24 protein-coding genes and 5 pseudogenes are annotated in these 26,586 nt (G+C 33.1%); 11 read left to right on the top strand and 18 right to left on the bottom strand.

Annotated features, from left to right (window positions below):
* Positions 1-73: 73 nt before the first annotated feature.
* Together ACFFHF_RS19890 and istA are read right to left on the bottom strand one after the other, a co-directional pair.
* Positions 74-463, bottom strand: a complete 390-nt coding sequence (locus ACFFHF_RS19890) for an ATP-binding protein (RefSeq protein WP_377058891.1) — start codon at positions 461-463, stop codon at positions 74-76.
* A gap of 2 nt (positions 464-465) precedes the next feature.
* On the bottom strand, positions 466-2,028 hold the full coding sequence (gene istA, locus ACFFHF_RS19885) for an IS21 family transposase (protein WP_025909802.1): 1,563 nt from the start codon (positions 2,026-2,028) through the stop codon (positions 466-468).
* A 369-nt stretch (positions 2,029-2,397) separates the two neighbouring features.
* On the opposite strand from istA, the pseudogene ACFFHF_RS19880 reads away from it, so the two are divergent.
* Positions 2,398-2,991 (top strand): annotated as a pseudogene (locus ACFFHF_RS19880) (IS3 family transposase); the annotation flags it as partial.
* A 38-nt stretch (positions 2,992-3,029) separates the two neighbouring features.
* On the opposite strand, the pseudogene ACFFHF_RS19875 reads toward ACFFHF_RS19880, so the two are convergent.
* Positions 3,030-3,266 (bottom strand): annotated as a pseudogene (locus tag ACFFHF_RS19875) (cation diffusion facilitator family transporter); the annotation flags it as partial.
* Positions 3,267-3,492: 226 nt separating this feature from the next.
* Here ACFFHF_RS19875 and mntR point away from each other — a divergent pair.
* Positions 3,493-3,912, top strand: a complete 420-nt coding sequence (gene mntR, locus ACFFHF_RS19870; RefSeq protein ID WP_160547514.1) for a transcriptional regulator MntR — start codon at positions 3,493-3,495, stop codon at positions 3,910-3,912.
* A 271-nt stretch (positions 3,913-4,183) separates the two neighbouring features.
* On the opposite strand, the gene ACFFHF_RS19865 is transcribed toward mntR, so the two are convergent.
* Both ACFFHF_RS19865 and ACFFHF_RS19860 read right to left on the bottom strand, forming a co-directional pair.
* The gene (locus ACFFHF_RS19865; RefSeq protein ID WP_340906764.1) at positions 4,184-5,434 is read right to left on the bottom strand and encodes a murein hydrolase activator EnvC family protein; all 1,251 of its coding nucleotides are present in this window, start codon (positions 5,432-5,434) and stop codon (positions 4,184-4,186) included.
* Positions 5,435-5,957: 523 nt separating this feature from the next.
* Positions 5,958-6,815, bottom strand: coding sequence for a cytochrome c oxidase assembly protein (locus ACFFHF_RS19860; RefSeq protein ID WP_160547513.1), 858 nt, complete (start codon positions 6,813-6,815; stop codon positions 5,958-5,960).
* A 692-nt stretch (positions 6,816-7,507) separates the two neighbouring features.
* On the opposite strand from ACFFHF_RS19860, the gene ACFFHF_RS19855 reads away from it, so the two are divergent.
* Positions 7,508-8,344: a hypothetical protein gene (locus ACFFHF_RS19855; RefSeq protein WP_377058890.1), complete on the top strand. Its 837-nt coding sequence runs from the start codon at positions 7,508-7,510 to the stop codon at positions 8,342-8,344.
* Positions 8,345-8,554: 210 nt separating this feature from the next.
* Here ACFFHF_RS19855 and ACFFHF_RS19850 read toward each other — a convergent pair whose 3' ends face one another.
* Positions 8,555-9,421 carry a peptidylprolyl isomerase gene (locus ACFFHF_RS19850; protein ID WP_160547511.1) on the bottom strand — a complete coding sequence of 289 codons (867 nt, stop codon included), beginning with the start codon at positions 9,419-9,421 and terminating at the stop codon, positions 8,555-8,557.
* A 1,247-nt stretch (positions 9,422-10,668) separates the two neighbouring features.
* Positions 10,669-11,929 (bottom strand): annotated as a pseudogene (locus tag ACFFHF_RS19845) (IS110 family RNA-guided transposase); the annotation flags it as partial.
* Between the two features lie 239 nt (positions 11,930-12,168).
* Between ACFFHF_RS19845 and ACFFHF_RS19840 the strand changes: the two are divergent.
* From ACFFHF_RS19840 to ACFFHF_RS19825, 4 genes and pseudogenes are all read left to right on the top strand, one after another.
* The gene (locus ACFFHF_RS19840) at positions 12,169-12,732 is read left to right on the top strand and encodes a copper resistance protein CopC (protein ID WP_160547510.1); all 564 of its coding nucleotides are present in this window, start codon (positions 12,169-12,171) and stop codon (positions 12,730-12,732) included.
* A gap of 3 nt (positions 12,733-12,735) precedes the next feature.
* Positions 12,736-13,827 (top strand): CopD family protein, encoded by a 1,092-nt coding sequence (locus ACFFHF_RS19835; RefSeq protein ID WP_160547509.1) that lies wholly within the window; start codon positions 12,736-12,738, stop codon positions 13,825-13,827.
* Positions 13,828-13,893: 66 nt separating this feature from the next.
* Positions 13,894-14,572, top strand: a pseudogene (locus ACFFHF_RS19830) (DsbA family protein).
* 11 nt (positions 14,573-14,583) lie between these two features.
* Entirely contained in the window at positions 14,584-15,006 is a 423-nt protein-coding gene (locus ACFFHF_RS19825) for a disulfide oxidoreductase (RefSeq protein ID WP_340906955.1), read from the top strand.
* 135 nt (positions 15,007-15,141) lie between these two features.
* Here the strand turns inward: ACFFHF_RS19825 and ACFFHF_RS19820 are convergent, their stop codons facing one another.
* Together ACFFHF_RS19820 and ACFFHF_RS19815 are read right to left on the bottom strand one after the other, a co-directional pair.
* A complete protein-coding gene (locus ACFFHF_RS19820; RefSeq protein ID WP_377058895.1) occupies positions 15,142-15,300 on the bottom strand; it encodes a capping complex subunit for YIEGIA in 159 nt (52 codons plus the stop codon).
* Positions 15,301-15,348: 48 nt separating this feature from the next.
* Positions 15,349-16,247, bottom strand: a pseudogene (locus tag ACFFHF_RS19815) (YIEGIA family protein).
* 269 nt (positions 16,248-16,516) lie between these two features.
* Between ACFFHF_RS19815 and prsW the strand changes: the two are divergent.
* Entirely contained in the window at positions 16,517-17,206 is a 690-nt protein-coding gene (gene prsW / locus ACFFHF_RS19810; RefSeq protein ID WP_160547507.1) for a glutamic-type intramembrane protease PrsW, read from the top strand.
* Between the two features lie 178 nt (positions 17,207-17,384).
* Here the strand turns inward: prsW and ACFFHF_RS19805 are convergent, their stop codons facing one another.
* From ACFFHF_RS19805 to ACFFHF_RS19795, 3 genes are read right to left on the bottom strand one after another with little or no spacing between them, the layout of a single operon-like run.
* Positions 17,385-17,723, bottom strand: a complete 339-nt coding sequence (locus ACFFHF_RS19805) for a metalloregulator ArsR/SmtB family transcription factor (protein WP_160547506.1) — start codon at positions 17,721-17,723, stop codon at positions 17,385-17,387.
* A gap of 57 nt (positions 17,724-17,780) precedes the next feature.
* Positions 17,781-18,092 (bottom strand): ZIP family metal transporter, encoded by a 312-nt coding sequence (locus tag ACFFHF_RS19800; RefSeq protein ID WP_377058889.1) that lies wholly within the window; start codon positions 18,090-18,092, stop codon positions 17,781-17,783.
* Entirely contained in the window at positions 18,089-18,496 is a 408-nt protein-coding gene (locus tag ACFFHF_RS19795; RefSeq protein ID WP_377058888.1) for a hypothetical protein, read from the bottom strand. The genes ACFFHF_RS19800 and ACFFHF_RS19795 overlap by 4 nt, the downstream gene beginning before the upstream one ends.
* Positions 18,497-18,720: 224 nt before the next feature.
* Between ACFFHF_RS19795 and ACFFHF_RS19790 the strand changes: the two genes are divergently transcribed.
* Positions 18,721-19,482, top strand: a complete 762-nt coding sequence (locus ACFFHF_RS19790) for a hypothetical protein (protein ID WP_160547504.1) — start codon at positions 18,721-18,723, stop codon at positions 19,480-19,482.
* A 31-nt stretch (positions 19,483-19,513) separates the two neighbouring features.
* Here ACFFHF_RS19790 and ACFFHF_RS19785 read toward each other — a convergent pair whose 3' ends face one another.
* A complete protein-coding gene (locus ACFFHF_RS19785; protein WP_160547503.1) occupies positions 19,514-20,854 on the bottom strand; it encodes a peptidoglycan DD-metalloendopeptidase family protein in 1,341 nt (446 codons plus the stop codon).
* Between the two features lie 261 nt (positions 20,855-21,115).
* On the opposite strand from ACFFHF_RS19785, the gene ACFFHF_RS19780 reads away from it, so the two are divergent.
* Complete coding sequence (locus ACFFHF_RS19780) at positions 21,116-21,370, top strand: hypothetical protein (RefSeq protein ID WP_160547502.1); 255 nt, start codon at positions 21,116-21,118, stop codon at positions 21,368-21,370.
* 20 nt (positions 21,371-21,390) lie between these two features.
* Here ACFFHF_RS19780 and qoxD read toward each other — a convergent pair whose 3' ends face one another.
* The 4 genes from qoxD to qoxA all read right to left on the bottom strand — a co-directional run bounded on the left by qoxD (position 21,391) and on the right by qoxA (position 25,229).
* Positions 21,391-21,675 (bottom strand): cytochrome aa3 quinol oxidase subunit IV, encoded by a 285-nt coding sequence (qoxD, locus tag ACFFHF_RS19775; protein WP_160547501.1) that lies wholly within the window; start codon positions 21,673-21,675, stop codon positions 21,391-21,393.
* A gap of 1 nt (position 21,676) precedes the next feature.
* The gene (gene qoxC / locus ACFFHF_RS19770) at positions 21,677-22,273 is read right to left on the bottom strand and encodes a cytochrome aa3 quinol oxidase subunit III (protein WP_160547500.1); all 597 of its coding nucleotides are present in this window, start codon (positions 22,271-22,273) and stop codon (positions 21,677-21,679) included.
* Positions 22,270-24,219 (bottom strand): cytochrome aa3 quinol oxidase subunit I, encoded by a 1,950-nt coding sequence (gene qoxB / locus ACFFHF_RS19765; RefSeq protein ID WP_160547499.1) that lies wholly within the window; start codon positions 24,217-24,219, stop codon positions 22,270-22,272. Before qoxB ends, qoxC begins: the two co-directional genes overlap by 4 nt.
* 80 nt (positions 24,220-24,299) lie before the next feature.
* Positions 24,300-25,229 (bottom strand): cytochrome aa3 quinol oxidase subunit II, encoded by a 930-nt coding sequence (qoxA, locus tag ACFFHF_RS19760; protein WP_160547498.1) that lies wholly within the window; start codon positions 25,227-25,229, stop codon positions 24,300-24,302.
* 341 nt (positions 25,230-25,570) lie between these two features.
* Between qoxA and ACFFHF_RS19755 the strand changes: the two genes are divergently transcribed.
* Complete coding sequence (locus ACFFHF_RS19755; RefSeq protein WP_340906956.1) at positions 25,571-26,062, top strand: PCYCGC motif-containing (lipo)protein; 492 nt, start codon at positions 25,571-25,573, stop codon at positions 26,060-26,062.
* A 70-nt stretch (positions 26,063-26,132) separates the two neighbouring features.
* On the opposite strand, the gene ACFFHF_RS19750 is transcribed toward ACFFHF_RS19755, so the two are convergent.
* A complete protein-coding gene (locus ACFFHF_RS19750; protein WP_160547497.1) occupies positions 26,133-26,531 on the bottom strand; it encodes a FixH family protein in 399 nt (132 codons plus the stop codon).
* Positions 26,532-26,586: the final 55 nt, after the last annotated feature.

Genomic DNA, 26,586 nt, shown 5'->3' with positions numbered 1-26,586 from the left:
CCATATGGCACCTCCTAGATTTTAATAAATCTATTGTGAGGTGTTATGGAAAGAAATAAACGTATATTTCAATTCAAATAGGGCATATACACTTATTTCTTACCATAAACAAAAACTTTCCATAATTACCTACACCTGGTGGCCCTAATAAAATCAAATTGTACAGCTGTTCTATCCAAGTTAAATCTTTTAATCTATTTAGTTGTTTGTTGCTTAAAGACTTTTGTTCTTTTAAATTAAACTCCTCAAGTGTTTTGCTGAAAGGAAAAGTTGCCCACTTTAATCGGTTGTTTAGTTGCTTTTCTTCTCTTCGAGTTTGCTCATAAGAAGTGACATCTAACAGGAATTGAGTAAATGAAAGGTCTTTTTGCTCAGCTTCTCTGATCAAATGGGGGAGATGCTTGGCAGTTTCAACGAGTCTTAACCCTTTCATTATGTCTTGTAATTGTTGGATTTGGCTCATCGCTATTCAACCTCCATTAAAACCGTGTAAGTATCTACTTTTCTTTTGTATGCTTCTGTTTCTAAAACCCATTCTGATAGCCTGTTCAAAGTCTTAACTTCTTTCTTTTTATCAATAACTGTTTCATGTACCTGGCGCTGACGTTTCACATATGCAATGATATCGCCAAAATCAGTTGCACTGTATAATTTCCTTTTTAAACACTCTGCTAACGCTTTAGTGCGTACTTCGTTATCGATACCTTTTGTTTCGCGCAAGATGATTTGCAACTGGTCTTTAATGTAACGAGGATTTTTTTCCCTAACCTTCTCTAAATATTTAAAGGCTAGTTCTTTATCTTCAAATCTCTCAGCCACTGTATTAATGAATGCTCCAACACCTTTTGTACGATCCCTACTATGTTTTTTATCTTTTATTAACATCCCTTTCCCTTCGGGAATTGAATGTTTTGCAATAATTTCGCCAGTATCAGGTATATAAATAACTAATTCTTTAGTCTCCGTTTCCTTGATACATACTTTTTCATATTTGTTATAAGTTCCAAGTGGAAGAGAGTACCGATTAGATTGGTAACGAATAGTATTGTCCTTATGAACACATCTTGCTATACTTATCTCATAGTTATTTTGAATATCTATATTTTGGGAGACTGGTTTTAAGTGTTGCTTTTCCAGGAGGAACACTTCGAATGGTCTCTTTTTTGTTGTATTGTGTATTTTATAGTTACCCGTTCTGTTCAGCCATTCCCATCCTTGCTCATTCCAAGAGTCGATGTTATGAAACACTCTATGTTTGGCATAGTTTTGTTTGATAAATCCAACTACATTTTCTATTCTTCCCTTACTCTCAGGGTCAGCTTTTCTACAAACCCGAAGGTTTATTCCTCTGGATTCTCTATACTGCTGAAATTCTTTAGTTAAAATTAGATCTCCACCATTTTCGCTAACAACAATTAAACTATCTTGGTCATAAACGATCTCATTGGTCATTCCTCCATACCATTTAAACGCGTTCTCATGGGCTTGTATAACATCCCGTGTTGTAAATGGTCTATCCAACCACTCTTTATACTTTTGTCTAGAATGTGATAAGACAAAAGCTATAAAGTTGAGTTTGGCTTCCTTATTATCAACAGTTTTTTGTCTCGTATGACCAAAATCTACTTGCATTTGTTCTCCCATTGGGGGATCAGGAATTGCCTCATACATTCGAGGAGATGTTTCCTTATTTATTTTGTATTCTTCTCTTAATGCTTTTACATATGTTCTTACTGTACTTTCTCCAACAGTTAGATCTTTATATTTCTCTAAAAGCCAATCATAAACTTGTGCTGCTGACATATCCGGATGCATTCTCAACCAAGATAAAATCAGTTCTTTATATGGATCTAATTTTTTCTTTTTATACTGAAGAGAATCAACCCATTCCGCCATCTCCGAAGGAGATCTCTTTAAGTGCCTGTAAACAGTTGTTCGAGAAACCCCTAACTTTTCAGCTATCTTTGTCTGACTAAATCCTTGCTTTAATAATTGCTTTATCTCCATGTACATTTCCCACTTATCCACCTTCGCTAGCTAACCTCCACTGCAAGTATGAACTATGATCATTTTACAGTGATAGGTTGATATTTTTTGCTGGTATATTTGGGTAAATAAGCGTTTCATCTTATCAAGCAAAAACTGTACACTTTATTCTAGCAGTCACAAGCGTTCAGTAAGTCCAGTTATTTTATAAACTTCTCCAGTTGTAAGCAGCGTAATTCACCTCCACATTACAAGGTTAAGGTATTACGCAACGTTAATGTCAAATAAAAAATGGGCTTTTACTTTAGTGTACAATAAGAAAAGCCGATACTTCCTTAACGTAGGAAAAATCGGCTTTCTTTATGGCGAAATTTGCTTAGCGTATGTTTTGCGCTTTTTGTTGGTAGGACCCCTATTAGAAGAGCCAACCCTTATAAAAAGATGTTAAAAGCTACCCAAGAACATTCGGTACAACCAAATTTACTTAACCGTGAATTTAAACAAGAGATCCCAGGTAAGGTATTACTTACTGACATTACTTATTTATATTACGGTAAGGGACAAAAAGCTTATTTGTCCACTATTAAGGATAGTTCAACGAATGAAATATTGGCCTATAATGTTTCTAATCGACTTACATTGGATTTAGCTACGGATACATTAGTAAAGTTAAAGAATAATAGACGAGTAGAGTTGGCAGAAGGAGCCTTTATTCACTCAGATCAAGGAGTACACTACACTAGTCCCAATTTTCAGAAGCACGTAAAAAAACTAGGTCTAGGACAATCAATGTCAAGAAGGGGAAACTGTTGGGATAACGCTCCACAAGAGTCTTTTTTCGGACATTTTAAGGATGAAGCATTTATAAAACCGTGTAATTCTTTAGAAGAACTTAAAAGGGAAATAAGAAGTTATATGACTTACTATAACAATTTCAGATATCAATGGAATTTAAAGAAGATGACCCCTGTTGAATACAGAAATCATCTACTTGATGTGGCATAACCTTTTTTTAAATGTCCTTTACAACGGGTACACTTTACTGCTCTTGTATGACCATATTTATGATTTTCATCAGCAGGTTTTTGGGCAAATCTCAACCCAATTAAAACAGTCACCGATGCAATAACATCCGTTAGATTGTTTATCCCATCGGCTTTTAAGGCTTCCGAATTACCTATATTACCAGAAATCAACTTAATAACTGAAAGAAAAATATATGCTAAAATACTAATCCAAACTCCTCTTTCAGCTTTCTTTAAATTTGTATTAATCATCATATCCTCCTCTAAAAGTACCTTCGAAAATTCACAAGTTATATATAGTATTTAACTTCATTGAATTTTTATTTAAAGTAGATACTTTAAATAATAAATGTGGGAACCAGTACTAAAGATTATTAAGAAATTACAGAAAAAAACAAAATAATTCATTAACTGATGATGTGCAACTTTTATTCTAATTTCGTTATAATGTATAAAGGTATTGAATATATAGGAGGATTATATGCCTACACCTAGTATGGAAGATTATATTGAAAAAATTTATTTACTTATTCAAAATAAGGGGTATGCACGTGTGTCTGATATAGCTAATGTTCTTGGTGTCAACCCTTCTTCGGTTACGAAAATGGTTCAAAAATTAGATCAAAATAAATATTTAATCTATGAAAAGTACCGTGGAATAATTCTTACTCCATATGGTCAAAACATGGGAAAACAACTTGTTTATAGACATGAATTATTGGAATCTCTCTTTCGCATCATTGGGGTTGATGAAGATTTAATCTATGAGGAAGTTGAAAGGATTGAACACCATCTTAGTCTGAAAACGTTGGATTGTATAAATGGCCTGGTACAATTTTTCGAAGAGGATGAACAACGGATAAAGGCATTAAAAGAAATTCATCGAAAGGATAAAAGGTAACAGTGATTTGTTTGGTCAAATGGTATGTATTTAAAGCATTAGTATAAAATTTTATAAAATAAATAAAGGATGCATTCTTATTTTCCGATTCTCACCCGTTTTGACACGATAAACTGTACGTTCTAGTAGTTTACTTAATGGGCACCGGTCTGTTAACCTAATAAAATAGATATTTCTTTAAAAAAATCCATATGCTTATATAAATAAAAGAACAACCTAATGAGATGCTCTAGGTTGTTCTTTTATTTAGTTCTTATAATCTAATAATTATTTACAATGGGACAATGCCAATAGGGCTTATTGCATTAGTTTTTCCAGAATTCCAAGCACCTCTATGAAGCTCGAAATGTAAATGTTGTCCAAATGACTGACCTGTATTACCTTGGTAACCAATCATTTGACCTTTAGAAACAACTTCACCAGAACCAACTAAACGACTGCTCATATGAGCATATACTGTTGTATAGGTCACACCTTCAATAGAATGGGATATAAAGACCACATTACCGTAACTAGATGAATAGTATGAATTTATAACAACCCCGTCAGCAGCTGCAACAACAGGTACTGTACCTGTTTGAGCAATGTCTGTCCCAAAATGATTTGCACCCCATCTTGAACCAAAACTTGATGATACAACTCCGCTCGTTGGTCTTGTAAAATAACCACTAGAAACAGGTGGAGCCGAAACAGAAGCACCACTTCCGGAATTTTGGGCTTCTTTAGCTTTATTTGCTTGGCGTTCTTGTTCTAATTCAATTGCCCTTTTTATAGCTGATTCTTGAGAGGATAATAGCTGTCCTTCTTCCTCAAGATCCATCTTATAGTTTTCTAACTGTTTTTCCTCTAGTTCCAAAGATGCCATTAACTTATCTTTTTCATCTTTCTGTGTATTTAAGTTTTGCTTTAACACTTCAATTTCTTTAAGTTTTATTTGAAGGCTTTCCGCCTCTTTCTCTAAGTTTTTCTTCGATTCCTCCAGCAATTCTTTATCTGCTTTATGTTCTCGTAGAATAGCTCTATCTGCTTCTAATAGGGTGGTAACTAATTCTACCCGATCTATAAATTCACTAAAGTCATTTGCTCCTGTCAAAACATCGATATAACTAATCATACTACCATTCTCTTGGAAGGAACGAGCGCGATTTTTTAGGAGTTCATTACGCTTTGCCATTCGTTCTTCGACTATCTTTATTTCCTCTTTTAATTTAGAAATCTGATTTTCGGTTTCCCTAATTTCATTCTGTTTTGACAGCATTTGTTCTTCTGCTTCGGTAATTGATAAATCTAACTGTTTAATCTCAGCATCTAATTTTGCTTGTTCATTTTTAATTTTGTTTACTTCTTTTTCCGTATCACCAATTTCAGATTCAATGGATGACTGTTTACTATCAATCTCATTTTTTTGCTCCTTCAAGTCTTCTAAATTAGCTTCAGCTAATACTTTTGTCGGCACTTCTGATAAAGTTACACCGAACCCTAACAAAGTAAGAACTGAAACTGAAATTATTGTACTCTTCACTTTTTACCTCACCTTTAACTATATTTAGAATCTGAAAAATATAGGTATTCTTCAGTTATTTTGTCGTTTTAATTCCTCTTATCTAAATAATAACAACTGTTTTTGTCGAATACTAAAACAATTTTATTACAGTTTCTTTTCAAATAAAACTATCTATCCTGTTAGTAGGTTATTAAAGTTATCATTTCCCTATCGGAATGAACTAAAATTACTTCCATATAAAAAATAAAAAAATCATTCAAAGATATTTTGATATTTTCTACCTATTAAAAGAGTTAGACTAATCAACAAGATTTTTCGATTGCCTAAGGGCTTATCTTCTTTTTTAGTCCTACTGATTTTATGCAGAACAAGGCATTTTATTTGCACATTAGCGAAATAGAATATTTGAGGTATACCTATTGGACAGATTCAATCCGTATACTTGTTCTCTATTTATCAGAACCAAAGTCAATTAATTTATTCATCCAAGGCTTTGGTAAACTGTCTTCTTTTTTCCTCCGTTTGAATCGTTCGAATTATCTTAGCTTAATGAATCCGTATCTATATTTCTAAATTTTTGTAGATACTCTTCTTCCTTTCTATCAATCTCACTTTCTAAATCTAAGTTTCTTTGTTCTTTTGCCCATTTAAAAAATATGACAGCCAATACAGATCCATATATCGCCTCTTGAATAATTTTCATAAGTGCACCACCAGCCTGTTGATCATCCAGTGTACCAATCCCGAATAGTCTAGGCATATGCATGTAAGAAGAATATAAAATATCCTTTGAAAAAATAATCAGGGCACAAGCAGGAGTAAGAAGAATGCCCATACCACAAATATAAGCTATTTTATAAAGTGGTTTCATACCTTCTATACTATCAACGGGTGGAAGAATAGGCCACCACATAATGAAAGACAGAAAGAAAAGAAAAAGAATGGATAGATTAATATAAAGTTGATTTCCCATTATAAAATCAAAAATGAAAGGCACATGATAAAACGAAAAAACAACATTAAACAAAAGAATAGCTAGTACAGGTTTTGTAACGATATGTATTGTTTTCCTTACGATTTTATATTTGTTAATTAGTTTCCCCACTTCTTTTTTTGGCAATCCGAAAAGAATTAAAGGTGGGACCGCAAGGTAAATTATTGATTGGATGAACATATGAACAGAAAAAAGATAATGCCCAACACTATTTAGTGGTGAACCCAATGATACTGCTAAAAGCGATACTCCAAGATGAAAGCTGATTTTTTGATTTTTTGTTAGATGGAACTCCATAGTTTTTCGTTTATGTTCATATAAAAAAGCAATTGCCAAGCAAACAATAATTAACGGTATGTTCCATTCAAAATAAAGTTCACTAAGTGCTTTATGTTGCATATTCATATAATTTTATATTCTCCCTTTTTAATATTAATTACCTTCTTCTCCGCTTATAAACTTTGTATAAAAATAAACCATATACCAAACAAATTACTATTAACAAAAAGATTACGTAAAAGAATGATTCAAGCAAATAAAACCTCTCCTTATTTCGTGAGTATATGTTCATATAAATTATAATCAATTGTTTTTAAACATTTCCATAAATAATTGTTTACTAGGGGCTATCCCTTGAAACTTCATAGAATATGAATCTCAAAAACTCAGGAATATCAAGGGTTTTATATAATCTCGTCCGTTCTAAATCCATGAAAAGTAATGTGAAATGGTTTCTACTAATATATCTAATTTCTATTTTCTCTGTTTTTGTATTGATTAAATTTGTGATTACCCTTAAAATTACCCAACATCAAAATTTTATGGTAATTGTGTTATATCATTATAGCTGTTGTTGAAGACTCCCCAACCATATTAAAACAAATACACCCATTTAGATGGATAAGCAAAGCTAATGTATTTAAGGTGAATCCTGAAGAAATATTATAAATTAATGCCTTGAAAACTATAAGAACAGAAAAGAATTATAAGAGCGTATAAGCCCCTTTTCATTTTTCTTAATTTCTTTTTTATATTTTAAACATATGTTAATAATAAATTAAACACGTTTTTTTGATATAAAAGGGGATTTATTTAACATGGATCGAGTAATAAAAAATGAACAGAAACCTTATAAAGAAACAAATCTTATAAGAATCGAATCGAAAAGTAGGAAGGATATTTGTTCGGAATATCTTCACTACATTGAGAATGGATATCGTCTTACGATAGATGATGCTGCTACCTATCTAAATTGTACAGGTCCGTATGTTATTAATACGATTGTCCCTGAGGTGAAACATATTCGAATTACCCGTCTTAGTAAAATGATTTTAATGAAATACGCAAAAGACAATGGGATTGAAGAAAGAAGAGCTAGATTGTTCACTAAGAGAATACTTCTCTCTGAGGATAATTTTAAAGAACACATCCGCAATTCAGTAGAGCTGGTTATCTCATACAAGAAATTCTCAGAAAATGATTTTGAACCTGGATTTATTGATGAAATTAAAAAGAGGATTGCTAGAGGTAACGAAAAAGGCAAAAAGCTAACTCTACAATCTCATATGACAAGAATTACGGATATTTTGAAGAAAAAATATTTCACCGACGAAAATGGAGTTGTTAGATTTGAAAATCAACAAGAGAATTTACATATAAATTCTTTTCCAGTTAAGTTATATACTCAAAAAGAAATAATGAAAGAGTATGGAATAAAATATAAGGTTGATTTTTACAAACAAGTCGAACTAAAACTTGGCTTTAGAAGACTCAAATATGGAAATCTCGTTCGGTTTGAGAAGGTAAAAGAAGATGAAAAATACATTTTCCAAATGTATTTGAGTATTTATAGAAGGCTACAAGAATTGTATGGAGAAGATTTAATAAATATAATCCAAAATGAGGCCTTAATTAAGTTAGACAAATATAAATAGTAACCTTCAAAAAACACTGCAAAAGTGTTAAAAGAAAACGAAGTACCCCCAAAATAGTGAAGAGATGGATAAAAAACTAATATAAAAAAAGAATGATTGCCCAACGGGTAATCATTCTTTTATACTGTAAAAAAAATCCTTCTTAAATTAAATTTTATTGTGAACTGATCATTATTTAATTTTACTACAGGGATTGAAATTCTAAAAGAATTATTGTTGGGTGCTAGCAGTTTCAAGTAACCCTTTTAAATCTTCATCTTTTATTTTAACATTTGCGTCTTTCAGTTCTTTTTGTAAAACTTCTTGAATTTTACTGTCGTCGATTTTTGATACCTTAATATTGTATTCGAGTTCATTTTTCATTTTTTCAAACGATTCTTTTTCCTTTTTCTCTAAAACTTGAATAATATGAAATCCATTTTGAGTTTTTACTGGTTCGCTAATTTGATTGATTTCAAGTGAATAGGCAGCATTTTCGAACTCAGGAACCATTTTACCTGAACCAAACCACCCTAAATCTCCTCCTGCTTCAACAGAACCAGGATCCTTTGAATATTCCTTTGCTAGCTTTTCAAATTCGGCCCCTTCATCCAACTTTTTCTTTACTTCCTTAGCTGTTTCCTCATCCTCTAAGAGAATATGTCTTGCTTTTATTTCTGGTTTATAGTTTTCATAACTTTCTTTCAACTCTTTTTCAGTAACTTTTATGTCTTTTATTGCAGCTTTTTCTACTAGGAGTTGAAACTTAAGTATTTTTTTAAATTCACTTTCATCTTTTATATTATTTTGTGCAAGTATCATTTCAAAATTAGAACCATATTGTGCTTTAAATTCCTCAAATTTTTTATTTAATTCTTCACTTTCTACTTTGTATTTATTACCTAACACTTTTTCATAGAGAAGTTGCTGAAGTTCTTGTTCACCATATTTATCTTTCATGGCAGTATAAAGTTCTTCTTTTGAAATATTACCTACTTTTGTCTGGACTATTGCTTCTGAATTAGTAGTTTGAGAACTGCAAGCACTTAAAGCAATAAGACCACCAGTCATAGAAACTGCTAAAATCAATTTTTTCATACGAACACTCCTCTTGTTTTAGTATTAAATAATTCTCCAAATATCTATCTATGAATAGATGCTCATATATATTATGATATTTAACCAAAAAAAGTCAATCTATTCTTTTATCTAAAATAACACATATTTGCTTTTTTGAGATTACCTTTAACTTTTCACCAGTTTTTCTGAAAAATGCACAGTTTCTGCAAACTTTTGATATAGTATAGAGGCCTAGGACGTTTTACCCTTCTATTTAAAAAGAAGCACTCTATTTGAGTGCTTCTAAATTTATTTATACATTAAACGAATAGTCTTTCTAATTTTTATTAATAGAATTATATCAAGCACCTGATTTTTATGCTAACATGAAGTTGGAAGGTTCCTTTTATTTTAAAGGACTAAAAAGGTATTGAATATTTAAAAACAACTGTAACTAATTCCTTCGAAAAAAGGTATTAGTTACAACTACAAACAATTCGAATTTCCACCTTTTATTTTATTCAAAATGAGCAAAATCCTGGCTTATATGTTAATTGAATCTTTTATAGTACAAGGTATTTTTTCTATTCCCAAAATACTTTCCATTACTAACCAATCTATATATAAATAGGAAGTGATTCAAATGTTGTATACTGTTATATTTTATTTAGTTCTATCTCTTTTCTCTCTAGGAGTTATATATATTTTCAAGAAAAAATCTGACAAAGAGTTAAGGGAACTCGGTCAAGAAGAGAAACAAATTGATTAAAGGATCTACAAAAATTCAATATTAGGAAAAATCACCCTACATACAAAAAATTGAAATCCAATTATTAACAAATAATCCAACCGTTCGAATTCCGAACGGTTTTTAAATTACTTAATATCTTCTATAAAATTTCATTTAGTAATACTATTTATTGAACTCCCTCAGTTTATTACGATTATCTCACGAATACTCGCTTATTCGCAGGATTTCATCCGCCTAGAATCTATATTTCTTAAAAGAAAGGAGTTGTTTTAGGACAAGTGGCCACGCGATGGCATAGTTGAATAGAGGAGTAGCATTCCACTCCATATTATACCATATAATGTACTTCTCCACGCCGCCCCTGGAGGCTTTCCCTCCCATGTCTCAACGGGTCAATTGCCCTATCATTCCTTCGTCATGCCCGTCCAAGGGGTGGAGGCCAGTTATGCTAACCTGATGGGTCAGTGCCCTTTTGTTTAATAAATCTGGTACTCCGTACATATTTGAAATCCTGCGAATAAGCCAACACTCGATCCGCTGCCAACTCGGATAATGGTTGGACTTTCTTGGCGGAATACGATTCGTTTTTGCGTGCTATTCCTACAAAGATCCTGACCAACTTACCTACCAGTTTCATGATAGATTTCATCTTTTTCATTTTCTTGACTTTAACATTATTTGAGTGGATGGCCTTGAATTCCGGATTGTTCATCACTAGACTCATAGTGGCTAGATAAAGGAACCGTCTAAGCCTTGATCTTCCACGCTTTGAAATGACTATTTGCCCTTTCCACTTCCCTGAGCTTGCGGAGTCCTGCATGGCGGAGTAAAGAATTACCGTGTGAAAACCCACTTAAATCGCCTGCCTCACCTAAAATACCCGCTAAAGAAATATCACTAATTCCCTTAATCATAAGTAACTTATTTGCAAAAGGAATTTTAGGTAATTCATCCTTTATTGCACGCTCAACCCTTTCAAGTTGTTGAACCGCAAGATCATACTCTTCGAGTAATTGTTCTAAATGAAATTTGTAAGCCTCAATAGCTTGTCTTGTACCTACAGATTTCCTGGCTACATTGAGAAGTAAATAGGCTTTCTTTAATCCAGGCTGCCTTTTCATGAGTGACTTCCAACCGGTCACTATCTCTTCAGGCTTCATGGAACCCAGTTCCATTGGGGATGGGAAGAGCCTTAATGTGGCGATTGCCCCTTTAGCAGTGATATCTTTAAATACCTGTCTAAGTTCAGGAAAAACAATATCCACCCAGCGATTCAATTGATTAATAGAGATAACAAGTCTTTTAACAATCACATCCCGATTAGACATGAGGACCCTAAGTTTTTCAAACGACTCGGAAGTATTCCTCACAAAGGCATAGTAACCATTCTTCACCATGTCGGCTATTACCAGGGCATCTTTCTTATCGCTTTTTGATTGGCTATTATCGCGGTTCTCTTTATTTCTTTTTACTAAATGTGGATTGACTGTCACGACCTCAATATCTTGTTTCATTAGCCATTTAGAAAGGTTGATCCAGTAATGGCCAGTAGGTTCCATACCGACTATCACTACCTCAAGTTTATGTAATCTCTTAAGCTTATCAATCCAGTTTAAAAGGGTTGAAAATCCCTCTTCATTGTTTTGAAACGTAATTGGATCTCCTACTACAATCCCTCGGAAATTGACAGCTCTGGCTACGTGAAATTGTTGTGCAATATCCACACCAACAACGATATGTTTATCAGTAATTCTCTCTATTAGTTGATTTTGTTTGTCCTGCATTTTAAACTTCATAGTAAGGGTTCCTCCTAGGTTGAGTTAGAGTCGTGTCTTATTCATATCTTACTGAGGAGCCCTATTTTTATCAAAGCTCAAAAATAACAATCTACAGGAATGCTAACCTGTCAAGCAATAATTATCAAGTTGAAAGTTTGCAAATTTGTCACATTTTATTCAAATGGTTTTTTGAATTAGATATAACACTTTGCTAAAATTAAGTTCGTAAATAAGTTAATACTATTTGGAGGTTACTAATGTTAAAAAAATTATCTCTGTTAACAATTATTTTTTTCATCGGCTTTGTTAACAACACTTTTGCTCACACAGGATTAGAAAGTTCCATTCCTCAAAATGGACAAGTAATTAAAGAGGAATTAAAACAAATCACCCTAAATTTTGAAACAAAAGTCGAACAGAACAGTACATTTGAACTTAAATATTCTAATGGAGATACTATCCCCGTTGAAAATATAACATTATCCGAATTCCAGATGGTAGGAAGTTTAATAAACCCATTAGAAAATGGGACGTACCAAATAAATTGGAAGATTATCGGTGCAGATGGTCACCCAATAGAAGGCGAGTTGTCATTTTCGGTAGATGTACCTGTTTCTGAAACCGCTCCCGAAAATACTGAGGAACCACAATCTCAACCAGATGATGCGGCGAATACAGAGAATACAGAAACAAGAATAGAAACAGAACAAGAAGATGTTCAACAAAACAAATTACCATCGTATGTTATACCCTCTATTATTGGAATTCTGATAGTTATCGTTATTGGAAGTTTCTTATTAATTTTGAAAAGGAAGAAATAGAAAATGCTTACTATTGGAATTATTAGTCAGACATTGTTATACCTTTGCTTTTCATTAACGATAGGAAGTTTTGTACTTTATCTAATACCAAGTACACACCGTCCGGATATTATGGTACCAAAGGGAATTTTAATGATTGCAACAGGTGGAATCGCCATCTTTTCATTTTTTCCCGTTTTACAATTGATTTTATTCTTATCTCCTGATATTGGTTTTGCTCAAACTTTCCTGTCTGTACTTTTTACGTTTGAAGTGGGACAATCATGGGTATTCACTTTTATTGTGGCAAATTTATTATACATATTTGTCATATGGTTTGATTACCAAAATAAAGCTAAATATAGCTGGATCGGTCTTATCTTTACCTTTTTCTTAATTCTAGCTCTAGGCTGGTCCAGTCATGCTAGCTCATATGATCAAGTAAAAGGGTTTTTAACTCATACATCCCATTTTACTGCCGTAACTATTTGGGTTGGGATTTTAATTGTTGTTAGTTGGTTTTCCAAAAGTAATTCAAATTGGTTAAAGTTTTTAAAATGGTTTACTCCTATTGCTCTATTTTGTTTCATCATTACTATTTTAACAGGGCTTATTCTAATGACCTTTGTTGTAGAATTTAAGGATTATTCAAATTCGTGGATGATCCCTTATGGGCAATCCTTATTAATAAAGCATATCCTTATTATTCCATTAATGGTATACATAGTGATAAACAGTATACTTGTTAAAAAAAAAATAAAAAAAGATATTACCTTTAATCCTACACCCTGGGTACGAGTAGAAAGTATTGTGCTTTTACTTATTTTCTCTGCAACAGCAGCATTAGGACAACAATCTCCTCCTCATGAAACGACGATTGTAGAAGGTGTTCTTTCAAAATTATTTACAATATTATATCAGGGAGAGTTTCAACCTGATATGAATGTTCAGCTAGTACTAAACTTAACAAGTTTTTCGTTTTTCTTATTAGCAATCCTTTTCCTGGTTTTATCAATTTTCTCATTTATAAAAAGAGTTCCTACTATTTTATCGTTCCTAATGAATATGCTATCTGTTATTTGTTTTTACCTAGCATTAATACTAAGCATTAAATAGTCATTCGATAGGTTTATTACCTATCATTTTAATTAGTTACAAACTTAAAATAAAGGAGTTATCAAGATGACAAAAAGAAAGACTTCACCTTTTAAAGTTGCAGTAATTATCACCATATTATTATTTTCATATTAAGTGCCTTAATTGTAATAAATAAGAAAACTTCTGAGTCGAGCATAGGGACTAGTTATGAACACAGCCATCGATTGAAGGTCAACCAACATTAGGAGAATCGGAAGCACCTGTAACTGTAGTTGAATTCGGTGATTTTAAGTGTCCTGCATGTAAAACTTGGGGGGAAACCATCTTTCCACAGTTAGTAAAAGATTATGTTGATACTGGGAAAGTTAAAGTCTCATACATTAACGTCTTATTTCATGGAGACGAGTCGAAACTGGGTTCTGTAGCTTCTGAAGCTATCTATAAACAAAATCCCGAGCGATATTGGGATTTCCACAAAAAACTTTTTAGTGAACAACCAGATGAAGACCACGATTCATTATGGATCACAATGGAGAAAATTAAGGAAACTGCTAGCTTAATACCTGATATTGATGTGACACAGTTGGAGGAAGATATGAAGAGTCAGTCAGTAATAGACGAAGTAAACAAAGATTCAGTACTAGTAGAAGATTTCAAGGTCCAACAGACACCAAGCATCATGGTTAACGGCACAATGCTTGATGATCCTTTTGACTATGAAAAAATTAAAAGTCTTATAAATAAAGAATTAGAGGATAAATAAAAATGAAAGAAATTAATTCTAATCAAGTCTATTTGTATATGGCATGGATTGTTTCTATCACCGCGATGCTTGGAAGTCTTTATTTTAGTGAAATACGGGGTTTTATTCCATGTGAACTTTGTTGGTATCAACGTATTCTGATGTATCCTCTAACGTTAATACTAGGAATTGGAACTTTTCAAAATGATTTATCAGTTAAAAAAATCGCTTTACCTATGGCTATTATAGGATGGTGCATATCCTTTTATCATTATATGTTGCAAAAAGTACCAGGACTTGCAGAATTAAAACCTTGTGTTAATGGTGTTCCTTGTACTACTGAATATATAAATTGGTTTGGATTTGTTACAATACCATTTCTTGCACTAACTGCCTTTACTATAATCATATACTTGATGATTTATATAAAGCCTGTAAAACAAACACAAAATTAAACTATTGATAAGAGCAGAAGTAAAGTTGATAACATCTCCCATACTGCTCTTATTTTTACTTTTTACCCGAAGATTTTTGGAGTTAGTTAAACCAATCTTAACTTTTTGTCCTACATAAATAGACCTTCCGCTTGTTTATACACGCAAGACAAGATAATCTCCTGATTTCATTTGTACTACATCAGCTTTCATTGCCTTGGCAATATCTACCGTTAAAGCCTCAGCTTCATTTTCATCCTTTGCCCATAATGAAAGTTGCTTTCCACCTAATAACTTCTCCTTATCTGTAGTTATAAATGCTAAATCTCATAATTAGGTCTTGCTGTAACTTCACGTCCCAAACTACTCCCTCCCTAATAAATTTGTTTTCATAACCAAGTGACTTTTCTTTGAACTTTCCAATAATGGCGTATTCTTAATAGTTTCTATAAGTTTGTTTATGTCATTCACGATTGGTACTAGTACAATCACTACACGTCCATCTTCATAGTCTTTTCTTGTGAAATGATATCTTTTCACCCCTAATGATCTTGTAGCCTCAAACAAGATTGCCTGTCTTTGTCCATAGTTATCAAGGGTTATTCGGAAATGATTTTCACGAGGATACACTATAACAGCAAGTCCACCCTTCTCGACCAAATTTTGAGCATTTTTAGTTCCTAGTTGATTAGTTACATAAATTCATCCACAAAGAGCTCTGAACCCTTAACTTGTATCTTTCCTTCCTTCACATCTGCAATATCACCAACACTTTTTCCTTTTGAAAATCGTTTTACAATTAAAAACACAATCAAGCCGACTACCACGCCACAGACAATATTTATCCATGTTGATTTGCTATCGACTATTTGGATTGTAAGTCCCGTCGCGAAAGATACGATTAATGCAAAATAATTACGTGCTTCAAATGTTTTGGCAATGCCATCGATATAAGCATCTCCTCTATACGCATACTCCGTGGTTTCAAGATCTTTTAAACTATCCCTTTCTGTCTTTCGAACATCTCTAAACTGTTGTATTGCAAGGGTTAAAAAAGTTACTGCTACAAAGTTCTTAGTCGTCAGAGCAGGAATGGCAACAGCCCCTAATGCTGCTGCTACAAATCCCGTTATTAAATGAATGAGATAACCATTAGGAAAACTAGGATATTGAAAATAATCTTCTTTTATTGTTAAGATTCTTGCAAGAGTGCCGACTACAATCGCCGTAACGATTAATACAATTTGCTCTGTTGAAATCATTCCACCATTCATTTTCTCACTCCTCTAACACACATTCTCTCCTTTCTTTTTAAAAAATAACCTAATGACAAATACCCTTTTCATTTAAGTAAGAAAAAAATCCACTTTCCACTAAACAGACAATTATACTCCCTTGGAAATACCTAATTCCTGACTAATAATATAGCCTGAATAAGAATTTTAACCGTGAGATTCAATTCGTAAATATTCATTTTCTATTTTGACATTACGTGATACGATTAAATAAAAGGTTCGAAACGAGGAAGTTTATGCTGGGGATCTTATCTGCTGGGACTGCACCTGGATTAGCCTTATTATGTTATTTCTACCTAAAAGATAAATATGAGCCTGAGCCACTTTCATTAGTATTTAAAATGTTTATCCTAGGGGCCCTGCTTGTGTTTCCAATCATGTTTATTGAGTATGTTATAGATGTAGAAAACCTAATAAACTCTAATTTTATTAAGTCGTTTATTACTGTTGGTCTCCTTGAGGAGTTTTTCAAATGGTTTATTTTAATTTACACTGTTTATCACCATGTTGAATTTGATGAGCCTTATGATGGAATTGTATATGGGGTATCAGCTTCTGTAGGGTTTGCAACTGCCGAAAATATCATGTATTTAGTTACTAATGGTATAGAAGTTGCCATAGGGAGAGCACTTTTACCAGTATCAATTCACGCCTTACTTGGAGTTATCATGGGGTATTACTTAGGAAAAGGGAAATTTAGCGCATCTATAAGGAGAAGATGTTTAACATTCTCCATCCTAATTCCATTTATCCTACACGGAACATATGATTTTATAATAAATTCTTTTGTAAACTGGTTATTAATTATTGTACCATTTATGGCTTTTCTATGGTGGTTAGCTTTAATAAAGGTCAAATCTGCTAGTTCTATAGTTCCTAGAGAAGGGATTGATGACAAAACAATAAGGTATAAACATATAAATTAAATTAACTAATTACTCCATTAACAAAATATGTAACTCCTGTTATCCACTGCTTATAAAGTTCTAAGTAATAGACATAATAATGAATAATGGAATAAAACTTAAGCTATCGAGATAGTTCTCGATAGCTACAGATGAAGAAATATATATTTCACTTTGATGTTGAACTATAAAAAGAATATCAATGATGTCTCGCATGTTCTATTGTTTGTTGTAGTATATCCATAACATGTTTATCATCACAAGTGTAATAAATGGACGTACCTTCCCGTCTGTATTTCACCAACCTCAAGTTTTTTAAAAATCTTAATTGATGTGATACCGTAGATTGCAGCATTGTAAGTTTATCTGCCATCTCATTTACAGAATACTCCTTCTGTGATAGAAGATGTAGAATTCTTATCCTTGTAGGATCCGAAATAGCCTTAAAGGTCTGGGAAACGATAAATAAGGTTTCTTCATCAAGGTCATCATTTTCATTACTTTTTTCTATAAAATCATCATATTCAAATTTGGACATTTTGCTGTACACCTCTACCAAGTATTATAAGTTATTATAACATTTATTTTTTCTTTCCTAAAATACGAGATAGATTAACAAAAACCCCAATAATAATGTTATATACGATAAAATACTACTTCTTCCCTCTTTTATGTAAGGAATTATCATTTCTTTTAAAGCAACTGATAATAACATCCCAATACGTATTCCCAGGAAGACCACTTGTAAGACTGTTTCCACACCTATAATATCTTTCACACTTGAAAAAGCACCAATAGTTGTTGGAATTGTTAAACACACAATTAAAGCAATAACTTTTATGAGCGGCAAACCTGCTGTTAGTAATGGACTAACTAGTATAACTCCTTCTGGTATGTTATGAATCAATGAATCAAAACTGCAGCAAGGAATGTACTGTTCCCTTCTAATAATTGATTACTTGTAGTTACACCTAGAGGAAAGTTATGTATTAATAAAGATGCAACAATAATCAATCCAGCCTTTAAAGGTTTGCTCTTATTAGGATCTTTCTTAATAAATTTTAACCTATCTAGTAAATCATGTACTAAAATATAAAATGCAAAAGAAATAATTATCCCAATTAACAAAAGAATATGATTTTCTTCAAGGGCCTCTGGTATTATCTCTAATATAAGTATACCCAAAATCATTCCACCACTAAAAAGTATAACAGTACTTTGATTGTTCCTTAATCCAACTAACAATACTGCAAGAAATCCCCCTAATGATAAACCAATAAGGGATGCGGAAAAAATCCATATAGGTACCATGTACAATCCCTTTCAAAATTATTGAGAACACGTCCATAGTAAAATGTATGCTTATAATTAAGAATCATTCATCTACATACTTGATAATTAACGAATTTAATGATTTATTAAATACAGTGAGAGAATTGATCTGTCAACTTATTATTGAGGCTAAGACTCTTACATGATATTCTAATAAGAGTATATGCAAATATATTCATATATGTAGATAGGAATGATTTATTATGATAAATAGGATTACAAAACTTACTATTTTTATAACAATACTTGGACTTGTTATAGGAAATTTAGTCATAGCTACTGATTCAGGGGAAATTTGGATTGAATATTCCCATCGAACAATTAATATTGTATTAGGATTTTTTTTGCTTCTGATTTCTATTAACGCATTGAAAAATCAAAAAAGGAAGAATTCAAGGTTCTTTGCAATACTTTCTAGTCTTCTTTATCTACTTCAATTGGTAAACGAGAGGCTGGAATTTTCAACATTAGAAGTAACACTAAATCTTCTATTACTCACTTCCGTGATTTATTTGCATTACTCAACACAAGAACCAAAAGAAGTTGTCAATTTAAATATAATTAAGAAACCATCTAAAATTTTATTGATAGTTATCTTTGTCGAAACTCTTATTGGCGCATTTTTTAAACACTCTAATATTAGTGAGTTATTTTATTCAACTACAAACAATCTTGGCTTGGTCAGCAATACACTATTTTCAAGTACCGTAAACTCTTTACATGGGATACTAGCGATTACAATATTATTAATTGCTGCATATATCCTATCCTTATCCATCTCTTATAATGTATATAAAACAAGATCGATATATTTAATAGTAACATTACTATTAACTATCTTATTTGGGGTCTTACCAAGATTACACGAGCAAAATGTATTTACCTCTTTCATGCATTTGACTCTTACTACCTTTACAATTACCATATGTGCTACAATTACAGCAAAAAGAGAAGGGAGAGACTAAATTATTTAGTCTCTCCCTTCTCTTTTTATAATTAATTTACATAATCTAAGAAATTTTTCAACTGCCCATTTTTATACAACTCAATATGAAGATGAACACCTGTAGAATCACCTGTTGTCCCCATAATTCCGATTTTACTTCCCTCTTCCACGGTTTGACCAACATTTACACTAATTGAGCTTAAATGCGCATAGATAGTTTTATAGCCGTTGTTGTGGGATATTTCAATCTTATTCCCATAACCTCCGTCCCAACCCGCAAATGTCACCGTACCGTTATCAGCTGAGAGTATAGAAAGTTCACTTGGCCTAGCTATGTCAGTACCTTTATGAATAGTACCCCATCTTGCCCCTGTTTTACTAGATACATAGCCACCAACTGTTGGCCAAGTGAAAGTACCGGTTCCTCTTGATGGAATAACTTTGGTCCCTTTAACCACGATTTGTTTTACAGGTTGTTTAATAATATCCTCTTTTACAACTTCCTTATTTTCTAACTGACCATTTTTACTAATGTACTTGTATTGAATTACTTTTTCACCATTTGAACCTGTTTGTTTAACCTTTTGATCTCCCTTGTAAAGAGACTCGTCCTCTACAACTTCAGTTTCAAAAGGAATTGGCTCATTTTCAGTAACAAGTTTCTCTTCCATTACATCAGCGATAGGTTTGTAGGATTTCACCAATAGTTTTTGACCGATTTTTAATACGGAGTTTTCGCTGATAGAGTTTAGTTCAAAAAACTCCTCTTTAGATATGTCATAACTATTAATAATTTCCCCAAGAACTTCACCCTCTTCTACTATATGGTAAGCGTTTTCGCGAGTTCCTTTTAAGATTGAGTTAACAGCATCTGAAACACCTAATACATTTTGAGGAATTACCTTTACTTCTTCAACAAGTGGTTCTGGTGAAATGTATGTTGTAAGCGTACCATCGCTAGTAAACTTTGACTTTAGTGTTTTTATTACTTCATCCGCATCTGATTTACTTGCTACAAAAACCGCCCGATCACCGAATCTAATTTCTTGCCCAACAGCATTGATTTCAATATTATTATTAATCCATTCAATTGTTTGTTGATCATGCTCTTTAGGTTGAAAAGTATTTTCAGGGACAAATTCAACCTCTTTTGACGTGTCCATTTCTAAGTTAGGATAATTATTTTTTGATTCCTGTATCTTTTGCTTAATAGCTGATTGAGCTTCATCAATATCGTGGACAATGCCAATATATTGATTACCTACATAAACATGATAAATTTTTTGCAACTCAACTTTGGCTGAAGCTTCTCCTGAACTAATAGAGCTTGATACTATTAATAAAGTGGATGTTATGTATAATATTTTTTTTATAACATTATTTGAGGCCAAAAGTTACCACTTCCCTATAAACTTGATGTCCATTCTTTCAATCCCTTTCTATAATAACATACGAAATTATCAATCGACAAAATGTTACAAAATTGTAATCTACTTTTAAATGGATTTTATTGAAATTAAAACACATATTCCACTTACACCAAAATTTATTTTAAAGTCAAGCGTAATTTTGCGTATTTTTGTAAAAATGTTTGACAACTTTGTGAACTTAGTGAATAATTTATATATAAAGAAATGAAGGAGATGAATGTGATGAAATCTAAAGTTAAAATACTTAATGTAGTGAAGTACGTTAGTTTAACGAGTCTTACATTTGGAATCATTTCTTTCTTTATCGGACTGTTTGTAAACGGTTACAGCGTTTTGACACCAATTGGTGTTGGGATAGTAATCGGTTCTGTTTTTATCTTTCTTATGGGTGTATTTTTTGTAGTAACAGAAGAAATTCTTAATAAAATGCACCTTCCAAATAGAATCGTTTCTATAACAAAAAAGGAGCGCCCATAAAGACGCCCCTCGGTAAACATTTAATAATAACCCCATATAAGAGTTAGTAACGTACCAAATACGGTAACTAAAGCTATGAAGAAACCATAATAAACTGCCGTGTAAATCGACTTCTTATCCTTTGATTCACCAGCGTGCATAAACACAACTAACTGTAAGGCTGCCTGTATGAATGCTGTCACTAGAAGAATCGACGCACCTACAGTAAATGATAAATCAAAGAAGTAAACCGTTAGTGCAACAGCAGTTAAAATTAACGAAAATACAAAACCTAAAACTTGGTTTAGTGGGAACAATTCTTTCAAGTTACATCATTCCTTTCAAGAAGACGAAGCTAAAGATGAAGATCCACACCACGTCTAAGAAATGCCAGTAAAGAGAGAAAATGAACGCTTTATTAGTTGTTTCAGGGGTTAATCCACGTTTCTTAATTTGTATTAGGATGAATAGACCCCAGAATAGACCAAACGCAACGTGAGCTCCGTGAGTTCCTAACGTAAGGAAAAGGATTGATGTAAAGCCACTAGTTTGTAGCGTAGCGCCTTCGTGAATATATACTACAAAATCGTATATTTCTACTCCTAAGAATCCTAGGCCAAGAATTAGTGTTATGACAAAGAATGTCATCATTGCTTTTAGTCTTCCAATACGCATAGCATGGATCGCAAGGCCAATAGTAAAACTACTTGTTAATAACAAGATGGTTTCAATTAGTACTGGAGTAATCTCAAAAATTTCTGCTCCTGTCGGTCCGTTGCCAGTTCCATTTACTAATGTAAAATATGATGCGAAAAGCGTTCCAAAAAGTGCAATTTCGGCTCCAAGGAAAATCCAGAACCCTAAGATATTTAAACGATTTTGTTCTGTACTATATTCGAGAGGGAGCGAGTGATCTATCTTCATATTCTAGTACCTCCCAATTTTTCTTCTGTTTCTTTTACTTCTTCAACAGAGATGTAGCGACCATGATCTTTCTCAAATGAACGGAATGCTAAACAAGCAAAAAGTCCGATTGTTGAAAGGATTAGAAGAATCCAAATACCGAATACAAACGCAAAGCCCCATACGAAGAAGATTGCTCCTAAGATAAACGGCATTCCACTGTTATTTGGCATATGAATTTTCTTGATATCACCCTTAAACAATTTATATCCCTTTTTCTTTGAATCCCAAAATGCTTCTGTTGAATCAACTTCAGGCACAATTGCAAAATTGTATTCTGGAACCGGACTATGAGTAGCCCATTCAAGAGAACGTGCATCCCATGGATCTGCAGGTATATCTCTTGGTGCGTAGCGAATGCTGTAATATATATTGTACACAATTAAAGCAAACCCTACGGCTAATCCCAATGCACCGATAAACGAAATCATATTCCAAATTCCAAATCCAGTTGATTCTGAGTAGGTATACATACGACGAGCTTGCCCGTCTAAACCAGAAATAAACATTGGGAAGAATGTTACACAAACGCTGATAGAGATGAACCAGAATGACCATTTTCCTAATCGTTCATTCAAAATAAAGCCGAACATTTTTGGCCACCAATAAAAGAGTCCTGCAATCATCGCAAAAACCACACCTGGAATTATAACTAAATGGAAGTGAGCAACTAAGAACATAGTATTATGATATTGGTAGTCAGCACTAGCCATCCCAAGCATAACACCTGTTACACCACCGATAGTAAAAATCGGAATAAAGCCTAATGTGTATAGCATTGGTGTTGTAAAAACAATCTTTCCTTTTCTAAGGGTAAATAACCAGTTGAAAATCTTAACACCAGTCGGTACCGCAATAGCCATGGTTGTAATAGAAAAAATACTATTAACAAAAGCTCCTTGACCCATTGTGAAGAAATGGTGAACCCAAACTAAGAATGATAGTGCAGAAATAGCTACCATAGAGATAACCATTGATTTATACCCATAAAGATTACGTCTTGCAAAAGTTGAAATGATTTCACTATATATCCCAAAAGCCGGTAGGATTAATATATAAACTTCCGGATGTCCCCAAACCCAGAACAGGTTCGCCCAAAGCATATCCATACCACCATTGGACATTGAAAAGAAGTTAGCACCAAACAGACGATCAAACGTTCCCATTGCAAGAGCAACAGTCAAAACTGGAAAGGCAAAAACGATGATTAGATTTGTAATCAAAGCAGACCATGTGAACATTGGCATTTTCATCAATGTCATTCCAGGCGCTCTCATTTTAAGAATGGTCGTAATAAAGTTAATACCTGTTATTAACGTTCCTAGACCAGAAATTTGAAGAGCAATCATATAATAGTTCGTTCCTACAGATTTACTAAATTCATTACCTGCTAAAGGGAAAATAGATGTCCAGGTTGAATCTGGTGAACCACCGATAACAAACGAAATGTTAAATAACATTGCTCCGAAAAAATATAACCAAAAACTTACTGCATTTAATCTAGGGAAGGCCACGTCACGAGCACCAATTTGTAATGGTACTACGAAGTTCATAAAAAACATAATGAAAGCCATAGCCATAAATATAATCATCACAACTCCGTGAGTGGTGAATATTTCATTATACTCTTGTGCACCTAACAATTTGTTATCAGGTACAGCAGTTTGAGCACGCATCATAATCGCATCTACTCCGCCTCGGAATAACATCAATAAGGCAGAAACTAAATACATTATACCGATTCGTTTATGGTCAACAGTTGTTAACCAGTTTTGCCATAGATACCCCCATTTTTTAAAATAGGTTAACCCAACAACAATGGCAATCATAGTAAGTACAATGGCTGCCATCGATGCATATATTGTTGGACCTGGATTAGGTACGGCAAATCGATCAAAGAAATCCATACTTTTTTTGACCCCTTTCAGGAATAATATTGCTTATTGCTCTTCATAAAAACTAACGTTGAGCTAGTGAGAGTTAATTATTAATGATTCATGTTGCTATGATCAGAATTCCCTTCAGATGAATCTGAGTCAGATTGATCTGCTTTTTCTGGGTCTGTTTCGTTATTTTCAGTAGAACCACCATTATGATGAGCTGCCGGAGGTGGCGAAAACTCTAAATGTGTTCCAGTGTAGGTCGACTGTCCAAGGTGGCCTGGTTTTAATAATTCGTTAAACTTTTCTTCTGTAAGAGGTTCAGCAGTTTCTTTAACTTCCTTTACCCACTCATCATATTCCTCAGAAGTCATTGCCTGAACGTTGAACGTTTGTTCAGCAAATCCTTCTCCAGTAAACGAAGCGTTTCGACCCATATATTCACCAGGAACATCAGCTGCTAAATTCAAGGTATTTACCATTCCAGACATTGCGTATTTCTGACCTCCAAGCTGTGGTATCCAGAAACTCGCAATTGGCCCATAAGAATATAGTTTAAACTGAACCGGACGATCCGTCGGAATAAAGAGATAGTTAACCGTTTCAATATTTTCCTCTGGGTAACTAAAATGCCATTTCCAATTAGATGCAGAAGCATAAATAACTAATGGCTCTTCTTCATATCCCTTTGGGACATCCTCCACTTCATAGGTTGACTTAACCGTAATAAACGAAAGGAAAGCAACGATTAAGATTGGAATAGATGTCCAAAGAATTTCTAATTTAATACTTCCTTCAATATGAGGTGGTTCATAATCTTCCCTTTGTTTAGAAGCACGATATTTCCTAACTATATACACAAAGAGTGTGAAGACTACAATTACGACAATAGCCATTGTCCAAATCGAAATCATTATAACATCGGATGTTGTACGACCTTGAGGTCCTTTCGGGTCTAAAACGAGAAGCGGTTCACATCCCGTTAACACAGTGGCAATAGTGAAAATTAACGAAAATAATGCCAATTTCATTTTCATAGAGGTACCCCTTTCTTTAAATATTTTCATCATTTTAATAAGTGCACATATATTCATAGATATCTCTGCTTACATGCGCATTTCTTCACAAAGAAATAGTTAGATATACAAATAAGAATTTATGCATTTATAATAATATCATTAGTTTAGTAGAATAAATGTGACAATATTAAAAAGGATTTTTTTTCAAGTTTTTTGTATTTTTTTCCAAACAATCCGTTGATTCTTATAGGATCCCATGATAATTCACCTCAATTTGATTCGAATTTTTGGCAATTGTATTACAAAACAACCAATGATATTATTTTAATATCAAAATTGTAAAAACTGAGGTGAGTTATCTGAATAAAATAATTACCACTCTAGTATTTAGTACAATAGTTATTACGGGTTGTTCATCCTTAGAGAGTCAAGAAAATGAACAAGAGCAACCACCTAGCAAATCTGAACAAGTTCAACCAAAGTTAGAGTATACAATGGGAAGTAATGATTGGTCTGTAGTTACTAATTTAACAGACAATCCCAAAATTTTAGAAGCCTATCAATTTGCAGTTGAACATCCAGAAGTTTTGGATTACATGCCATGTTATTGTGGTTGTTATGAAGAAGACGGACATACAAGCAATACAAACTGCTTTGTGGATTCAGTACAAGGTGATGTAGCCCTTTTAGATACCATGGGCTTTGGCTGAGGTGTCTGTGTGGATATCGCCCGTGAGGCGAAACTAGAATATGAAAAAGGAACAGATTTAAAAACCATTCGTGAAAACATTGACAAAAAATATGAAGGTTTAGGTACACCAGCTACACCTACTCCAATGCCTAAAGGTTAATGAATAAGACCGGCAGCTTCAAAGCTGCCGGTCTTATTCATTATCAACCTTGTATATTCCTTTTCATCTATTATTTAACTTGGAACTCGACTTTTGGCATATTATGCATCCCTCTTGCCGTAACATGTGCAATTACAAAATAAAGACCAGGTTCGGTAAAAGTCTTCTTGATGTAATATTCACCTTCTTTTTTATCTAACTCTCCTTCTACTTTTACATGTTCCTGATCAGATTGACCTTCTTTCCAAATTTCAAACTGCATCTCGTCAGCATCTTTTACTATATCTTCTCCTTGTGTAATTTTAGCTTGAATAATTACTTCCTCATTGACTTTTAGTTCATCAGGGATAGTTTCAACCGTAACCTCAATTATTTCAGGGACCTCATCATTAATTTGAGTTTCAACGTTGTTATTACAACCAACCAGAAAAAATAATATGGCCAATAAATAGGTTCCGAATTTCGCCATAAAAAAGCTCACCTCTACACTTTTTACTTTAATAAATTTACTTAAATTAATTTTA

It is taken from the genome of Robertmurraya beringensis (assembly GCF_042433785.1).
Taxonomy (GTDB): Bacteria; Bacillota; Bacilli; order Bacillales; family Cytobacillaceae; genus Robertmurraya_A; species Robertmurraya_A beringensis.
Note: the sequence above shows the minus strand (reverse complement) of the source record. Positions and strands in the feature narration are given on the sequence as shown.

What these genes read in the sequence shown, in the direction of transcription:
- ACFFHF_RS19890 (WP_377058891.1), bottom strand. Translation starts at nt 463, where the DNA reads ATGAGCCAAATCCAACAATTACAAGACATAATGAAAGGGTTAAGACTC.
- mntR (WP_160547514.1), top strand. Translation starts at nt 3,493, where the DNA reads ATGCCTACACCTAGTATGGAAGATTATATTGAAAAAATTTATTTACTT.
- ACFFHF_RS19860 (WP_160547513.1), bottom strand. Translation starts at nt 6,815, where the DNA reads ATGAATATGCAACATAAAGCACTTAGTGAACTTTATTTTGAATGGAAC.
- ACFFHF_RS19855 (WP_377058890.1), top strand. Translation starts at nt 7,508, where the DNA reads ATGGATCGAGTAATAAAAAATGAACAGAAACCTTATAAAGAAACAAAT.
- ACFFHF_RS19850 (WP_160547511.1), bottom strand. Translation starts at nt 9,421, where the DNA reads ATGAAAAAATTGATTTTAGCAGTTTCTATGACTGGTGGTCTTATTGCT.
- ACFFHF_RS19840 (WP_160547510.1), top strand. Translation starts at nt 12,169, where the DNA reads ATGTTAAAAAAATTATCTCTGTTAACAATTATTTTTTTCATCGGCTTT.
- ACFFHF_RS19835 (WP_160547509.1), top strand. Translation starts at nt 12,736, where the DNA reads ATGCTTACTATTGGAATTATTAGTCAGACATTGTTATACCTTTGCTTT.
- prsW (WP_160547507.1), top strand. Translation starts at nt 16,517, where the DNA reads ATGCTGGGGATCTTATCTGCTGGGACTGCACCTGGATTAGCCTTATTA.
- ACFFHF_RS19805 (WP_160547506.1), bottom strand. Translation starts at nt 17,723, where the DNA reads ATGTCCAAATTTGAATATGATGATTTTATAGAAAAAAGTAATGAAAAT.
- ACFFHF_RS19795 (WP_377058888.1), bottom strand. Translation starts at nt 18,496, where the DNA reads ATGGTACCTATATGGATTTTTTCCGCATCCCTTATTGGTTTATCATTA.
- ACFFHF_RS19790 (WP_160547504.1), top strand. Translation starts at nt 18,721, where the DNA reads ATGATAAATAGGATTACAAAACTTACTATTTTTATAACAATACTTGGA.
- ACFFHF_RS19780 (WP_160547502.1), top strand. Translation starts at nt 21,116, where the DNA reads ATGAAATCTAAAGTTAAAATACTTAATGTAGTGAAGTACGTTAGTTTA.
- qoxC (WP_160547500.1), bottom strand. Translation starts at nt 22,273, where the DNA reads ATGAAGATAGATCACTCGCTCCCTCTCGAATATAGTACAGAACAAAAT.
- qoxB (WP_160547499.1), bottom strand. Translation starts at nt 24,219, where the DNA reads ATGGATTTCTTTGATCGATTTGCCGTACCTAATCCAGGTCCAACAATA.
- qoxA (WP_160547498.1), bottom strand. Translation starts at nt 25,229, where the DNA reads ATGAAAATGAAATTGGCATTATTTTCGTTAATTTTCACTATTGCCACT.
- ACFFHF_RS19750 (WP_160547497.1), bottom strand. Translation starts at nt 26,531, where the DNA reads ATGGCGAAATTCGGAACCTATTTATTGGCCATATTATTTTTTCTGGTT.